At 48.3% G+C, this 16,413-nt stretch carries 13 protein-coding genes; 5 read left to right on the top strand and 8 right to left on the bottom strand.

Annotated elements, in window-relative coordinates; translation table 11 throughout:
* Positions 1–40: 40 nt before the first annotated feature.
* From MHB54_RS18770 to MHB54_RS18755, 4 genes are read right to left on the bottom strand one after another with little or no spacing between them, the layout of a single operon-like run.
* Positions 41–772, bottom strand: a complete 732-nt coding sequence (locus MHB54_RS18770) for a sugar phosphate nucleotidyltransferase (RefSeq protein WP_069080651.1) — start codon at positions 770–772, stop codon at positions 41–43.
* Positions 769–1,569 (bottom strand): glycosyltransferase family 2 protein, encoded by an 801-nt coding sequence (locus tag MHB54_RS18765; protein WP_023990114.1) that lies wholly within the window; start codon positions 1,567–1,569, stop codon positions 769–771. The genes MHB54_RS18770 and MHB54_RS18765 overlap by 4 nt, the downstream gene beginning before the upstream one ends.
* Positions 1,566–2,501 carry a glycosyltransferase family 2 protein gene (locus MHB54_RS18760; RefSeq protein ID WP_264454606.1) on the bottom strand — a complete coding sequence of 312 codons (936 nt, stop codon included), beginning with the start codon at positions 2,499–2,501 and terminating at the stop codon, positions 1,566–1,568. Before MHB54_RS18760 ends, MHB54_RS18765 begins: the two co-directional genes overlap by 4 nt.
* The gene (locus MHB54_RS18755) at positions 2,498–3,436 is read right to left on the bottom strand and encodes a glycosyltransferase family 2 protein (protein WP_075154703.1); all 939 of its coding nucleotides are present in this window, start codon (positions 3,434–3,436) and stop codon (positions 2,498–2,500) included. Before MHB54_RS18755 ends, MHB54_RS18760 begins: the two co-directional genes overlap by 4 nt.
* 559 nt (positions 3,437–3,995) lie before the next feature.
* Between MHB54_RS18755 and MHB54_RS18750 the strand changes: the two genes are divergently transcribed.
* Both MHB54_RS18750 and MHB54_RS18745 read left to right on the top strand, forming a co-directional pair.
* Entirely contained in the window at positions 3,996–5,774 is a 1,779-nt protein-coding gene (locus MHB54_RS18750) for a M4 family metallopeptidase (protein WP_264454603.1), read from the top strand.
* 466 nt (positions 5,775–6,240) lie between these two features.
* Positions 6,241–8,040 (top strand): M4 family metallopeptidase, encoded by a 1,800-nt coding sequence (locus MHB54_RS18745; protein ID WP_264454601.1) that lies wholly within the window; start codon positions 6,241–6,243, stop codon positions 8,038–8,040.
* Between the two features lie 131 nt (positions 8,041–8,171).
* Here the strand turns inward: MHB54_RS18745 and MHB54_RS18740 are convergent, their stop codons facing one another.
* Both MHB54_RS18740 and MHB54_RS18735 read right to left on the bottom strand, forming a co-directional pair.
* On the bottom strand, positions 8,172–8,951 hold the full coding sequence (locus tag MHB54_RS18740) for a WIAG-tail domain (RefSeq protein WP_264454600.1): 780 nt from the start codon (positions 8,949–8,951) through the stop codon (positions 8,172–8,174).
* Between the two features lie 113 nt (positions 8,952–9,064).
* Positions 9,065–10,228 (bottom strand): glycosyltransferase family 4 protein, encoded by a 1,164-nt coding sequence (locus MHB54_RS18735; RefSeq protein WP_264454598.1) that lies wholly within the window; start codon positions 10,226–10,228, stop codon positions 9,065–9,067.
* Between the two features lie 205 nt (positions 10,229–10,433).
* Between MHB54_RS18735 and MHB54_RS18730 the strand changes: the two genes are divergently transcribed.
* Together MHB54_RS18730 and asd are read left to right on the top strand one after the other, a co-directional pair.
* Complete coding sequence (locus tag MHB54_RS18730) at positions 10,434–11,561, top strand: YheC/YheD family endospore coat-associated protein (RefSeq protein WP_023990121.1); 1,128 nt, start codon at positions 10,434–10,436, stop codon at positions 11,559–11,561.
* Between the two features lie 88 nt (positions 11,562–11,649).
* Positions 11,650–12,447, top strand: coding sequence for an archaetidylserine decarboxylase (gene asd, locus MHB54_RS18725; RefSeq protein ID WP_028541464.1), 798 nt, complete (start codon positions 11,650–11,652; stop codon positions 12,445–12,447).
* 185 nt (positions 12,448–12,632) lie between these two features.
* Here asd and MHB54_RS18720 read toward each other — a convergent pair whose 3' ends face one another.
* A complete protein-coding gene (locus MHB54_RS18720) occupies positions 12,633–13,418 on the bottom strand; it encodes a helix-turn-helix domain-containing protein (RefSeq protein WP_023990123.1) in 786 nt (261 codons plus the stop codon).
* A gap of 179 nt (positions 13,419–13,597) precedes the next feature.
* Between MHB54_RS18720 and MHB54_RS18715 the strand changes: the two genes are divergently transcribed.
* Complete coding sequence (locus MHB54_RS18715; protein ID WP_023990124.1) at positions 13,598–14,896, top strand: aminotransferase class I/II-fold pyridoxal phosphate-dependent enzyme; 1,299 nt, start codon at positions 13,598–13,600, stop codon at positions 14,894–14,896.
* Positions 14,897–14,996: 100 nt separating this feature from the next.
* On the opposite strand, the gene MHB54_RS18710 is transcribed toward MHB54_RS18715, so the two are convergent.
* Positions 14,997–16,274: a sensor histidine kinase gene (locus tag MHB54_RS18710; RefSeq protein WP_076159686.1), complete on the bottom strand. Its 1,278-nt coding sequence runs from the start codon at positions 16,272–16,274 to the stop codon at positions 14,997–14,999.
* Between the last annotated feature and the right edge of the window lie 139 nt (positions 16,275–16,413).

Here is a 16,413-nt window from a genome sequence, read left to right as displayed (position 1 = left end):
TACTATATGCCTGGCCCGGCCGGATGGTGTTTCATTGAGATCAGGGTAGAAGTCCTTTCATTTTCACTCCAGCTTCCTGGAGGGAATCGAAGGTTCCTGCGTCGCTCCAATAGCGCCGTAAAATATCATATTCCAGCTTGCCTTCAGCGGCATAACAGTTGTTAACATCCGTGATCTCAAGCTCACCGCGTGCCGAAGGTGTAATTTGCCGGATCTTATCGAACACGGCAGTATCGTACATATAGATACCCGTAACGCAATATTTGGATTGGGGATGCTGTGGCTTTTCTTCAATCCGCATAATGCTCTCCGGGCGCTCAGGATCAAATACGGGTACCCCGTAACGACGAGCATCTGCCACCTTTTTCAACAACACTCTGGCGCTCCCCGGGGGCTGTTGCTTGAACCGTTCGATCACAGGTCCCAAGTCTTCCTTGAACAAATTATCACCTAACAAAACAGTGAATTTCTCTTCTGCCTGCATATAGCTTCTTGCCAGTTCGAGTGCTTCCGCAATGCCGCCCGCCTTTTCTTGAATCCGGTATGTCAGTTGGACACCATAATCGCTGCCACTGCCCAAAAAATCGGTATACAGTCCGGCCGATTGTTTACCAATAATAATAAGCATATCGGAGATCCCCGCCTGTCGCAGCCTCTCGATACCATATACGATCATGGGATACTTGCCGACCGGAAGCAGATGCTTGTTGAGTAATGTAGTCAACGGATGAAGGCGCGATCCGGTTCCTCCTGCGAGAATAACCCCTTTCATATCTTCCTTCCTCCTTCGACAGCATGTTCAGTGCATACAACCCCAGCGTTTCCAGTTTCGATGAACATTCTGGGATCTATACTCCATTTCTCTATAAACAAACGATAGTTCCGCTCGATCAGCTCTTCCATCCAGGAAGTTTCCGAGCGTGAGAAGCTCGCATTCCCCTCGTGATAGACAAAACAGTCGTTGCACATGAGCAGCTTGTAGCCATGCACGCGTGCGCGTAGACAATAATCGTCATCCTCATAATGTCCGGGGCTGAACCGTTCATCCAGCAATCCGATCCGTTCCATCAGATCGCGCCGGAACAGCAAACAAAATCCGACCAACCGCTTGACCTCCTGCCATCTGGAGGGATTACTTGCATTATTCTGCTCCGCATATCTCAGACAACTGGCCAAATCTCCTTCTAATCCGTGTATCTGCTGAATACCGCTGACGTAATTCGTCACCGGTCCCACCAATCCCACTATGCTTTCGCTCTGCAATGCAGCCAACATATTCGATAGCCATCCCCGCGTAACCGTCACATCATTGTTTAAAATAACGAACTGGTCACCGGAAGCCAGCCGGAGCCCCGTATTACATGCTGCTGGAAAGCCTCTGTTTTCAGGAAGACGTATGCTGATCAGCCGCTCGGATGCGCAAAAATCATCCGTTCCGTCATTCGAAGCGTTGTCCACAACAATGATTTCATACGGTACATCTATCGTATGTGTCCGAATCGCCTCAATGCACGGCTTTAACAGATGCAGGCCGTTATAAGTCGGAATAATGATGCTCGTCAGACTCATTGTGCATTCCTCCCTTTGGCAACGTCTACCCGTGTTGGAACAGGCCCGAGCGGGGAATACCCGGCTACCTGAAACATCGCCGTCAGTGCCTCTGCATGATCACCGACGATCAACTGTTCCATAGCGTTCCCTTTGCCAACATTGAAGGTCCGCTTACGGTTTGTTTTAATGACATCGACAGCATGTACTGCCGCCACGATCATGCCATGCAGAATTGCCATGGCGTGGGCTTTTGGCGGTACGGCAAGCACGGCTGAGCCAAGCTGATCCAGTAAACGCCGAGATAAGGCATGCGGTACGGCAGTCAATGAGCTTGCTCCCAGATCCGGCCTGCGTAGTACGCGATTCAGGAATGCTTTGCACCGTGTCACGCTGTCCTGCTGGGCATAGGGCGGCAAATGTCTGCCCAGATCATTAAGCGCAACATCCGTTCCCTGATCCACCGCGTGGAGAAAAGGTAACAAATCAGATGCTGGAATCGGCAAATCTCCGTCCACGAACAGCACAATATCAGCCTGCGTCATACGCGCGCCTACTGCACGGCCAACATCATGCCCCAGTCGATCCGGCACGTTGACGAGAGTCACACTGGGATGATGTTTGGCTACGGTGGAGCGCGTGCCGTCCGTGCAGCCGTTCAATACGACAATGATATCCGTAAACGGAAGTTTTTCCAGCTCGCCCAGTACCCGGTCAATCGTTGACTCTTCATTACAGGCGCTGACCACGGCCGCTGCCGTTCCCTGTAACACAATATCTCCCGGAACTTCGCGTTCCACAGGCGGAGTCACTTCGGTCATTCCTTTCGCCCGAGGTGTGGGCTTTCTCACCCTACGGCTATGCATTGAAGTCGTCGTTCCTCGTTTTCGCTGAACACGTCTGATCCCCCAGCTCGGTTCTTCACGCTTCCCTCTGCGATACTGTCTACTCACAGTTTCACCTCGTCTCTGATCCGTTTGCGCCCCAAATCCGTATATCCCGCACGCGTTCCCAGACGCGATGTAAGCCAGGCAATGGCATCCAGATGATCCTGAACAATTACATCTGCCAGCGGGTCCTTGCCGTTCTGTTTTTTACGTGTCGCATTTATTTTACCGACAGCTATTCCATATACAGTCACCACTCGTAACCCGGAGGCGATGGACATAGCTTGAAATAAAGGAGGTTTCTCCAAGGGCTTTAGACCTATTTCCTTTAGAGCCTTTTGACTTATGGCGTGTGGAATGCCAGTCATAGATGCTCCCCCTAAATCAGCACGATTCGACAAGATATTCAATACATGCTTTGCCTCCACTACAGGATGTACGGGCGTACGATTCACAGGTCCATGGTAATCATTCAGCACCACATCCGCCCCTGCACATATGGCGTGTATAAACGGCCGGAGTCTAACGCAGGGAATGACGATATCCCCATCCAGGAAAAGCAGGATCTGTCCGGATGCCGCCTCCGCTCCAATACGACGGCCAACATCATGTCCGAGCGGTTCCGGGAAAGAAAGTACACGAGCTCCCGCCGCTGCTGCCACCTTCGCCGTTCTATCGTGTGATCCGTTCTCAACGACGATAACCTCTGTATGTGGATGGACACGGCGCGCTTCGCGAATCACAGCTCCGATTTTTTTTTGCTCATTCATGGCCGGGATAATGACAGATACGAAAAACTTTCCCACTGATGACAGTTCAGATGGTCGCTCTTCTCCGCTCTGTGCCCCTCTCTCCGTGTCGAGTACCTCCCTCATGGCAGGGGCTACCGGATTCTTATGCATGTTCGGCATTCGTAACGGCAGCCACATCTTGGAATGATAGTAAGCGCCGGAATGCCGCCTCCGTTTGATCTTGTATCCAGCTCTTCCCTGCTTCTTCATGCTCCCGTCTCACCTCCCTTCCTGCTGTATAGATGGACAGCATGATTAGGACAGTTCAACATAACCTATGCGGTCCAAAAGCCGTGTGTAACGGCAATCGTGGAGTCTTTTCGACACAGCAATTTTCGACTTTATTTTACAAAACTTATTAATCCTATTAAATAAATGAGTTATTAGGGTCTAAAGAATCATTTTGGATAAATTTGTGACATAGATCTTCTCGTCCGTCATTCTCTGTGCTAATATCAGAGCCAGATGATGGGAGTTCAAAAAATCAACATTTGTTTTTTTTGCATAAGTCATTTTTTTCCATTATCCACCATTATTCTATTTTCTTTATATACGACAGGAAAGGAGGAGTTTGTCACCTTTTTAGGCTACATGCTTCATATTGCAGTACCCTCTTTTCACGTACGCTTCATGAAAAACACTTCGGTATTTCTCTTCATGTTCCATTTTCTTCTATTCCAGACGACAACACGACCTACATAAATGGCGCAATGCCTTATTCAAGACAGGATGATTCATCCTGAAATTAATCGAGGAGAGTGAATTTTTAATGAAAAAAGTATGGGTTTCGCTTCTTGGAGGAGCTATGTTATTAGGGTCTGTCGCGTCTGGTGCATCAGCGGAGAGTTCCGTTTCGGGGCCAACTCAGCTTACACCGACTTTTCACGCCGAGCAATGGAAAGCCCCTTCCTCGGTATCGGGGGACGACATTGTATGGAGCTATTTGAATCGGCAAAAGAAATCTTTACTGGGTGCGGACGACTCTAGTGTACGTGAACAATTCCGAATCGTTGATCGCACAAGCGACAAGTCCGGTGTGAGCCATTATCGGCTGAAACAGTATGTAAACGGGATTCCCGTATATGGAGCTGAACAGACTATTCATGTGGGCAAATCTGGTGAGGTCACCTCTTACTTAGGAGCGGTGGTTACTGAGGATCAGCAAGCTGAAGCTACGCAAGGTACAACTCCAAAAATCAGCGCTTCTGAAGCGGTCTACACTGCATATAAAGAAGCAGCTGCACGGATTGAAGTCCTCCCTACCTCCGACGATACGATTTCTAAAGATGTTGAGGAACAAAGCAGTGTAAGCAAAGACACTTACGCCGAAGCAGCTAACAACGAAAAAACGCTATCTACTGATAAGGACGAGCTGAGTCTTGATAAAGCATCTGCCCTGAAAGATAGCAAAATTGAAGCGGTGGAAGCAGAAAAAAGTTCCATTGCCAAAATCGCTAATCTGCAGCCAGAAGTAGATCCTAAAGCCGATCTGTACTTCTATCCTAAAGGGGATGACCTGCAGCTGGTTTATGTAACAGAAGTCAATGTTTTAGAACCTGCCCCACTGCGTACTCGCTACATTATTGATGCCAATGATGGCAGCATCGTATTCCAGTATGACATTATTAATGAAGCGACAGGCACAGGTAAAGGTGTGCTTGGTGATACCAAATCATTCACTACGACTGCTTCCGGCAGTAGCTACCAGTTAAAAGATACAACACGCGGTAACGGGGTTGTGACCTACACGGCCTCCAACCGTCAAAGCATCCCAGGTACCATTCTGACCGATGCCGATAATGTATGGAATGATCCAGCCGGCGTGGATGCCCATACGTATGCTGCCAAAACATATGATTACTATAAGGCCAAATTTGGACGCAACAGCATTGACGGACGCGGGCTGCAACTCCGTTCGACAGTCCATTACGGTAGCCGTTACAACAACGCCTTCTGGAATGGCTCCCAAATGACTTATGGAGACGGGGACGGTAGCACATTTATCGCATTCAGCGGGGACCCCGATGTGGTAGGTCATGAACTTACGCACGGTGTCACAGAGTATACTTCGAATTTGGAATATTACGGAGAGTCCGGTGCATTGAATGAGGCTTTCTCGGACGTCATCGGTAATGACATTCAGCGTAAAAATTGGCTTGTAGGCGATGATATTTATACGCCAAACATTGCAGGCGATGCTCTGCGCTCTATGTCCAATCCTACCCTGTACGATCAACCAGATCACTATTCCAACTTGTATACAGGCAGCTCCGATAACGGCGGCGTTCATACGAACAGCGGTATTATCAATAAAGCCTACTATCTGTTGGCACAAGGTGGTACTTTCCATGGTGTAACTGTAAATGGAATTGGCCGCGATGCAGCGGTTCAAATTTACTATAGTGCCTTTACGAACTACCTGACTTCTTCTTCCGACTTCTCCAACGCACGCGCTGCTGTGATCCAAGCGGCAAAAGATCAGTACGGTGCGAACTCAGCAGAAGCAACTGCAGCTGCCAAATCTTTTGACGCTGTAGGCGTAAACTAAATCATATACGCTATAATCCTCATATCCCGTCCATAGACCTTTGCCGTTGTGCAACTGTCACTTGGCCCTGACTCATACAATGGACGAAAAAATAGGGGTGCAGTGTACAAGTCTGCGCCCCTTCCCCCCTTATTTATGGCGTCCCCTCAAAGGGGCGCCCTTTTCTTGTTCATCGGGTCCCTTCGATCATTTTCGACTAAATAAGACAAATAAACATAAATCAGGGACTAAAGATTCATTTTGGGGTATTTTGTAAAATTAACCTTCTCGTTCGACAACCTCTGTGCTAATATCAGAGCCAAGACGATGAGATTGCAAAAAAATAAACCTTAATATTTTACATAAGGTAATTTTTTTCAATCCTCTTCACGTTTCAAAGGAGCAACAAGACTTACATATATGACGAATAGCTTCTGCAAACAGGGTGTTTTTCACCACAATATTAATTAGGGAGAGTGAGTATGAATTGAAAAAAGTATGGGTTTCACTTCTTGGAGGGGCTATGTTATTAGGATCTATAGCGCCGGGGGCCTCCGCAGCTGAAAATTCTGTTCCCGATCCGACTCAGTTTACGCCAACATTCCAAACGGTGAACTGGAAGTCCCCTTCAACGGTAACAGGCGACAATCTGGTCTGGAGCTTTTTAAATCGACAACAAAAAACATTATTGAGTCTGGACAATACCCACATCGGTTCCCATGTGCGCGAGCAATTTCGTATCGTGGATCGTACCAGTGACAAATTTGGTACAAAGCATTATCGGTTAAAACAATACGTAGACGGAATTCCCGTATTTGGAGCCGAACAGACCATCCATGTAAACAAGTCTGGTCAAATCACCTCTTATTTGGGAGCAGTCATTTCAGAAGATCAACAAGCCGATGCTAAAGAAAATACAACTCCAAAAATCAGTGCTACTGAGGCTGTATATACGGCATATGAAGATGCAGCTATACGGGTTCAATCTCTCTCTTCCTCCGTCCAAATCGTTACTGAACCTTACGAGGATACAAGTAGTGTAAGTAAAGACACTTACGAAAAAGCATCTAACAATGAATTATCAATCTCTCTTGATAAGGACTCCTTGGATTTGGATAAAGCAGCTGAACTGGAGGACAGTAAATTGGAAGCGGTAGAGCCTGCATCCTCTATCCCCAAAATTGCCAATCTGGAACCAAGCGTGGACCCTAAAGCAGAACTGTATATCTATCCCGATGGAGACTCAACACGTCTAGTCTATGTAACCGAAGTTAATACTTTACAACCCACTCTGCTGCGCACACGTTACTTTATTGACGCTAATGATGGAAAAATCGTATTCAAGTATGACATCCTTAACGAAGTGATCGGCACAGGGCGCGGTGTATTCGGTGATACCAAAACATTTGAAACAACAGCTTCGGGCAAGAAGTATCAACTAAAGGATACGACTCGTGGTAAAGGAATCCTAACTTATAACGTCCACAACACCGAGACGCTCCCCGGCACCCTGTATACAGATTCAGATAACGTATGGGAAGATCCGGCTGCGGTGGATGCCCACGCTTACGCTATCCGCACTTACGATTATTACAAGGATAGATTTGGACGCGACAGCATTGACGGGCATGGCATGGCCATCGCTTCGGCAGTCCATTACGGCGCAAAGAACTACAATAATGCCCACTGGGGCGGCACTCATATGCTTTACGGAGACGGAGACGGCACGTTATTTGCCCCTTTCAGCAGCGACCTTGAAATTGTTGCCCATGAGCTGACACACGGTGTGACCGAGCATTCATCAGGGCTCGTGTATTTCGCTGAATCTGGTGCATTAAGTGAAGCCATCTCAGATATTATAGGCAACGACATTGAGCGTACCAATTGGGACTTCGGCAAAGTCGCTTATACCCCTAATATTAAGGGCGACGCCATTCGCTCCCTTTCCGATCCTGTCAAATACGGTCAAGTCGATCACTACAGCAATCTCTATCCTGATCCTAACAACGAGGATTATGGTGGAGCCCATATTAATAGTGGCATTATTAATAAAGCCTACTATCTACTGGCACAAGGAGGCACCTTCCATGGTGTCAAGGTAGATGGAATCGGACGTGATGCAGCCGTATATATTTATTATAATGCCTTCACCAATTATCTGACTTCCACGTCTAACTTCTCCACCGCGCGTGCCGCTGTTATCCAAGCGGCCAAAGATAGTTATGGTGAAAATTCAATAGCCGTAACCTCTGCTATTAAGTCTTTTGACGCTGTAGGTGTAAGATAAGTGAAAATAATACAAACTTCCCCGATATTATAAGTCTCCCCCCTTCCCTCTTATGTATACGGCGTCCCACTGTGGGACGCCTTTTTTCTAGTATGAAGTTGATTATTGGCGATTATATTTCCGGCTTCTTATTATTGCCCCATCGCAATCCAAAGGACCAACCCTTCACATAGCGGACCTGAGTGTATGCGTTCCACAGTAAGTACTGCTGAATACCTCTGACGTTGTGTGACGGATACCAGCACTCCCGGTATACTCGCACTGGCAGTGATTACATATTGTGTATCTATAAAAGGCTTCTCAAATACAACGCTCACTTCGCCCCTATCCGCTCGTGCGGGGAGGTGAAAAGAAATGCTCCCATATTGAGATGAAGCTATATGATCGTCAGAAGCCTCGTCACTGGTCGCTGATCCGTCGTGAATGGCATTCAAGTTTAATTCTTTCTCCGTATCGAAAGCTAGATCGATATCTTGCTCAGGCAAGACCACGCGTTGCTTTGGGCGGTGTCTTCCTTCCGCAATGTGAATACTGGTTATGGAACAATCCAGTAGCGAATCTTGCTCTGCCTGATCTTCCGTCGTAATAGACGGTATGTCGTTATCCGTCCTGTATTCCGTATCTGACTCAGGCACAGACAACAGCAGTACAGATGCTCGATTCATCTGCATCGCTTCCTCTAGCGTTTTGGGAAGCTTATGCTTCTTCCATGCCGCTTCCTCTACAGCTTGAACCGAGGTATCTTTCACTACGGGGGCAGGGACCGTTGCCGTCCCGCGCTGGCTCGGTCTATGACTGCCGGAAGTCGAAGCCGCTTTCTCCTTGTTAACACGGGGTGAGGGAACCGCATTGGGAAGGTTACGCCGCGCTGTTCTTTTATCCTTAGGGCTATGGTTCGTACGATGGTTCATGGTGATCGCTCCTTTGGCACAGGAGTGAACCAGCGGTCGCCCCGCTTCATTCACCCGGCTGGAAATCATGGCTAATGCCTATAAGATAGCCTATGCGCGTAACAGCACCTACGTCACTCCGTTGCGCAGTCCGTTATGATTTGTGCCCAGCGTTGTGCTGAGTGCTGCCATAAAAATCGTCTTCGTACCTCGCCAAGCCCGGCTTCTCCCATCCGTCGTCGCAAGCCAGGTTGCTGGAGCAGCCTGATGATGGCATCGGCCATTTCCTGCTCACCGTGAGACGGATACACAAGCCAGCCTGTCTCGCCGTGTTGTACAACTTCCGGAATACCGCCGATTCGTGAAGCGACCACAGGCACTCCTGCTGCCATGGCTTCCAGATTGACCAGCCCGAAGGCCTCATCCTTCACTGAAGGAACAACGGTCACATCGGCTAGCTGATATAGCGAGGCCAATGCTGGATGCGGAACATAATCTAGGAATTGCACATGCTTCCCCAACCTTAGTTTACGCATCTGCCGATGCAACGACGTCGTGTACGGCGTGAGGCGATCATGCCCGTAATAGGCACTGCCTGCAATGAGCAGCAGTACGTCCGGGCAGGTGCGGACGACATGCCGCAGGTCCTTGAGCAGTCGGTGAACGCCCTTTCCTGGCATCAGTCTGCCCGCGAATAACACGATTTGACGGCCTGACCAGCCGAAATCGTCCAATCGCGCCGATCTGGCCGCTTCTGCTACAGGAGTCCACCTTGGTAGGAAATCACCGGGATGGATACCCAGCTTGTTTATGACGATGCGTTCCCTGACCGCGTCGGGACAGTCAGAAGCTACGATTGCCCCCAAATACGCACTGTTCACGATAATGCGATCCATCGATGCCAGCAGCCTACCCATCTCCTCCCGTTTGAGGTGGGGCTCCCGGATGAACGTGGTCGAATGCAAAGTCAGCACAACCCGACTATCGGGTAAAGCCTCGCGAATTGCATACGCAACTGCCGGACGGTTGTGTACATCTACTACCGCTGGTAACCATCTCTTTAAATCAGCAATCACCTCAGAAATATAACCTGCTCCCCGCTTATAACGCATGCAGGGAATTCCGTCGACATCGCCATGATCAGGTGCCTCTGCTCCCTTTATGCCATAGATCTGCGCTTGGAGCTCATGACTAGCCAGCGGTACCATGTGGGCAATTACCCGCTCCACAGAACTGCTGCGGGGCGAAGGTATAACAAAGGAGCCCGGTGTAACGACTGCTACCTTCGGCCTCTGCATCACCTCACCTACTTTCTGACCCTATTCCAACACTCTTCAACAATCATCTTGTATCATATCGTCCGCCTCCCTGAAAGGTGCCTCGCTTCTAACTTTGGGCTTACCGCAAGGCTAGCGTCCATGCCTGGCCGGTCTTTGATACATATGATGGACTAGAATCACAGTATGATCAGTTGGAGTGACTACAAGGAGGGCGGACATACTCATGTTGCATGTCGGCGTCATGCTCAACCCGGCAACCTACCGGGGCATTCCCGCCATGAGGACGCGATATGAATCTATCGCCAATTACGAGGACGCCGGGTTAAGCTACGAGCTCATCCCCTGCTTTCTTCGTCTGGAGGATATTCATATAGCGACCGGAACATGCCGGGCTTTTGTTAAACACGGCAACGAGTATCGGCAGATGACTCTTCCGTTGCCGCCGGTCATCCACAATCGGACTCTCTATCGGCAAAATGAAAATGCTAGCGATATCAACAAGCTTGTACAAAAGGGATTCTATATTTTTAATGAACAAAACCGTTTCCACAAAGACCATATACATGCAATTCTGCAAGAAGACCCTTTGCTACGCATCCACCTCCCCAAAACATTGCAAGGCAACCTTTCCTCCATCCATACCTTGATGGAGGAAACCGGAGATGTTGTAATTAAACCCAGTAGCGGTAGCGTAGGTAGAGGAATTATGCGTCTGCGGCATTCCCGCGGAGGCTGGACTTTGCAATGTGCTCATCCGGCTATACCTGAGCGTTGGTCCACACTACGTTTGAATGTTGGGGAACTCCCATTATTTCTACACAAACGACTGCTGCATGTGCCTCATATCGTACAGGAAACCATACCGCTTGCTTTGAACAATAATCGTCCGTTTGATGTCCGTGTGTCAGTTCAGCGCGGATATGGCGGTATCTGGGGTGTGACAGGCATGTATGCTAAAATTGCTCCTTCCCACACCTTCGTTTCCAATGTTGCACAGGGCGGTACGGCCCGTTCCCTACTGGAGGTATTATCACAAACCGAGACGGTTCAGACTTCGAACGCAGTCCGGCTGATGAATGAATTGGAGCGACTCTCGTTACAAATCGTGCACCGACTGGCACAAACCCTTCCCCGTCTCGCCGACGTCGGTCTGGATCTGGGAATTACCCATGAGGGCAAGATTGTTTTTATCGAATGCAACGGTCGTGATCAGCGCTATGGCTTCAGCCAGGCGGGCATGCACAATGTCTGGAAAGAAACATACACTCAGCCGATGGCTTACGCTCGTTGGCTTCTCGAACGGATGCCTTCGTCAGACACCGAACGTTCACCAGGCCGTCCACTGTATTGATTTACGTCACATTCTGTGTCAATATAGTTCAGAGCGGCCGGACAGGTTCCGGCCAAGACGGCTCGGAAATGAACAAGGGGGATCTGTAATGGCAAAACAGTGGCTGCGGCTCATGACGGAGCTATCATCGCGCAAGTGGGTGTGCCGGATTGTAGGCTCCTTCGCGCAAAGCGGTGCAAGCCGACTTTTTATCCCCACCTTTATACGTACGTACCAGATCCAGACGCATGAGGCGGAACAGGAATGGAAGGAATACCGTTCCCTAAACGCCTATTTTACACGCAAATTAAAAGCGGGCATGCGCCCGATTGATACGAACGCCGAGGTGATGACCAGTCCGGTGGATGCACGGATTACTTTCACTGGCCCAATTACGTCCGGCACTCTTTTGGATGTCAAAGGGCAGGACTATACGCTGGAAGAGCTTCTTAACCGTTCTCCGCGTCTTGAAAAATACACACACGGCTATGCTTTTGTACTCTATCTCAGCCCGACGGATTATCATCGCATTCATGCACCAGTATCCGGTACGCTGGTAGAAAAAGAACATCTGCGCGGCAAGGTATACCCAGTGAATGACTTCGGCTTGCAACATATGCGAGCAGTTCTTAGCCGCAATGAACGACAGATTACGTACATTGCCCATGAATATGGTGAGGTGGCGGTCGTCAAGGTTGGCGCAATGAATGTGAGTAGCATCAAATATACGGATGATAAAGCCGTCTCATGGACAAAAGGAGACGATCTCGCCTATTTCGAATTTGGATCAACTGTCGTTTTGCTAACTGAAAACGGCACGTTTGATCCAGACCCCGCATTGAAGCCGGGGGATGCGGTGAAAATGGGACAACGTCTGGGTTGCTTTCGACATGATCCCAAAGCATAAGTGAATTTACCGTAACCGTATTATAGCTACACATATGAGCATCGGGATCGGATGATGCTAAATTGCTCATAAAAAAAGGACCCGGCGTAACTGCTCGGGTCCTTTTTGGAATTTATCCTTTATATTCGTTATTCGTTAATCCCATTACGCCTAAATCCGAAACAGCTTGTCCACTGTCCATAGCATTACCGGATCTCAGACGGACTTTTCCCCGTATACTGCTTGAATTGGCGGCTGAAAAAAAAGATGTCACGATACCCCAGAGCCTCTGCCACCTCGGTCACATTCATTCCGGCATGTAGTAATAGATGCTGTGCACGCTCAATCCGCATGCTGATAATATGAGATTGCGCGGACACACCCAGCAGCTCCTTGAATTTAATCGAAAAATAACGCGGTGACAGCCCCGCCCGTGCAGCCAAATCCTCGACGCGATGAGGAAGTCCCGGATGCTGACGCACATAGTTGGCCGTTTCCCGAATGACCTCGGTGAGCTGGTTACTGGCCTGTTGCTCCTGAGGCTCCTTGCGGTCCGCACGCAGCAGATGAATCATCAGTTGTTTCAGGATTAGCTTGCCTTCCTCGTCAGCTCCGTAAGCACGCTCCAGACGTAGTCGAACGTATCTGGCAAGCATATGCTCTACCTCGAACGTTTCCTCCAGCATACGGTAGCTTGCAGGGATAAGCTTTGGCTGTTCGATAAGATCAAAATGAATATAGGTAAGTATGAGCGGCTTTTGCGGGTTATGTGTGGCACGGGTATCATCCCCCGGCTTGAACAGGAAGCAACTCCCCTTGCTTACCGGATACGACGTCCCGTTTAAGATCACTGTTCCTTCTCCGCTCCATACATAAAATAAATCATAGTTTGGCATCGGCTTCTCGCGTACCTGCCACTTCCAGCCCGGCTCGCACACAATTTTGGCGAAAGCCGACAACAGGATAAACGATGACGCAGATGTATCCAGCAAAATCTGCACCTCCTCTTGTTCATCTTTGGTTGTCCTTTATCCCGTTAATTTATAATATAAGCTCAGCGCCGTCATTAAGCAAAAAAATGCGCTTTTATGTTCCAGATGCTTTTGCGTGACGCTTACCGTGTGTAATGCTATAATATGTAATCAAAATGACTTGGAAGGATGAAACGGGAATGAATCCACTGGCAGCGCAGTTAAACCAAAACATTCAGACAGGCAACGAGCATGTATATCAAATGCTTTCTCTTTTAGGGAAAGAAATTTATTTCCCAAAAGAAGGGATTTTGAGTCAATCCGCAGAAGCAGGGAAGCTTGCTAAAAAGTACAACGCCACGATTGGCATTGCTACTGAAGGCAATGGTCCTATGCATTTGGAGGTCATTCAGGAGAAGTTGTCCGCTTACAATCCCAAGGATTTATACCCTTACGCTCCCCCTGCGGGCAAACCTGAACTTCGTAGTGTATGGCGTGACAAAATGCTGAAGGAAAACCCTTCATTGGCTGGGAAAAATTACGGCCTTCCCGTAGTTACGAACGCGCTGACCCACGGTTTGAGCATCGTTGCCGACCTGTTCACGGATGAAGGGGACGCTGTCATTTATCCAGACAAAAACTGGGAAAACTATGAGCTGACTTTCGGTATTCGCCGTCATGGACGTTTGGTGAATTTCCCGTTGTTCACAGAGGATCAACGTTTTAATAGTGAAGGATTACGCGACGCGCTACTGGCACAGAAAGAATACGGCAAAGCGATCGTTGTGCTGAACTTCCCGAATAACCCAACAGGCTACACACCGGGAGTGGAAGAGGGTAAAGCAATTGTTGCTGCCATCCAGGAAGCCGCGGAAGCGGGCATCAATGTCGTAGTTGTGACGGATGACGCTTATTTTGGTCTGTTCTTCGAGGACTCCCTGCATGAATCACTATTCGGTCAGTTAGCTGGACTTCATCCGAGAATTCTACCCGTCAAAATTGACGGAGCTACCAAGGAAGAATTCGTTTGGGGCTTCCGTGTCGGATTTATTACCTTTGCTTCGGAACATCAGGATGTACTGAGCGCACTGGAACAAAAAACATTAGGGATTATTCGGGCAACGATTTCGAGCGGTCCTCACCCATCTCAAACCTTCGTCCTGGATGCCCTCAAGTCAACGGACTTTGAACAACAGAAGAAAGAAAAGTTCCAGATTATGAAGGGACGGGCTAACAAAGTCAAAGCGTTGCTCGATAGTGGAAAATACGGAGATGTATGGAGCTACTATCCTTTCAATTCGGGTTATTTTATGTGTCTCAAGCTGAACGGCTTGTCCGCTGAACGACTGCGCACACATTTGCTGGAACAATATGGGGTAGGAACAATTGCGCTGGGTGAATATGACCTCCGAATCGCATTCTCATGTATCGAGGAAGAGTATCTGGAAGACCTGTATGACATTGTTTACCGTGGCGCACAAGATTTGTTGAACACCTAATATGTAACAGATTAAATATAGCATCATTAGCGGTATGCCAGATGTTGCGCATACCGCTTTTTAATGGGCTGAATCATTGTGAATGACACTTCGAAACAAACTATCCTTCAGCAGCGAGCAAAGATTTCTGTGCGAGTGGCAGCAGGATGACTACCTCAGTTCCGACTCCGGGCTCACTCTCATAGTGTATACTTCCGTTCATGGCTTCAATGATTCGAAAGGAGACGACCGTTCCCAGTCCTGTTCCTACCTCTTTGGTTGAAAAAAACAAAGTCCCCACTCGCTCCAGGTGCTCCTGACTCATGCCTTTTCCCGTATCCCTAATATGCAGACATGCCTTCTCTTCCTGAATCGCCAGCTTTATGTATACCCTGCCTCCATCATCCGCAGCTTCGATCGCATTTTTCGTCACATGTATTAACGCCTGTAACAGCTGATTACGATCCATATGTACGTATATTTCATTCCTTAGCTCAGTATACAGTCTTACGCCTTGCTTGGTCGCCATCGGTTTCAAAAGCAAAACAATTTGTTGAACCATGCCAGACAGATCCATCAGCTCTGTGTTCCCAATCTGCGGTCTGGATAAGTTCAGATAGTCGCTAATAATTCTTTCAGCCCTATCGACCTCTGCTAGTGCCAAAGCAATATATCTGCGATTTTTCCCTTCTAGCCCTGACTGAACCATTTGCAGGAACCCTTTAACAACAGTCAACGGATTCCGTACTTCATGAGCCATAGAGGCAGCAAGTTCACCTAACGTATTCAGATGCTCAGCATATTTAACCTTCCTTCTCATTTCTTCCCGTTCCAAACTAAACTCCATCCAGAAAGAGGAGGCTCCAATGCTTAGGAATTGAATCACACCGAACCAGAGTATTGCCCGGATCAGCTCGATCTCATCCTTATCCAGCCTGCCATTGGCCCAGGAATGTATTAACAGAATTATAAGCATGGCAATATTGGTCCATATACTCATTAGCATATTCATGCCCACCCGAAGCAACATACTATTGAGCTGCATAAACTTCTTTCTCACCAAGAGAGGGCCCAAATAACACAACATCATACTGGGAAATCCTACCACAATAGACTCAGGACCTATATACATACGAGCCATCACCATCAGCGTTATATTTAGAAGTCCTGCCTTAGGACCAAAATATAAAACAGAAAGGATCAGAGGAACATATCGAAGATCCCAATATAATCCATACCAGATGTACGAAAACATAAGGCAAAGCACAGAAGACACACCCAACACCCCTCCCATAAGCAACGGGGTATGTTTCCTATGCCGATGATCTGACAAAGAGCTATATACTAATAATGGTACAAACACAAGAAATATGTTCACGAGCAGCTTATCTACCAGCATCTCGTCTTTCCCACTTTCCAAGTGATAATGACTACGTACTTCTTCTATTCTCGATAATACGTGCCTTTTCCTCTCTCCTCCCCTACATCTGATGAAAAATATAAGGCGATTCGGCAACACAACTGAGCATTGGCCCACG

It is taken from the genome of Paenibacillus sp. FSL M7-0802 (assembly GCF_038004945.1).
Classification (GTDB): domain Bacteria; phylum Bacillota; class Bacilli; order Paenibacillales; family Paenibacillaceae; genus Paenibacillus; species Paenibacillus polymyxa_B.
Note: the sequence above shows the minus strand (reverse complement) of the source record. Positions and strands in the feature narration are given on the sequence as shown.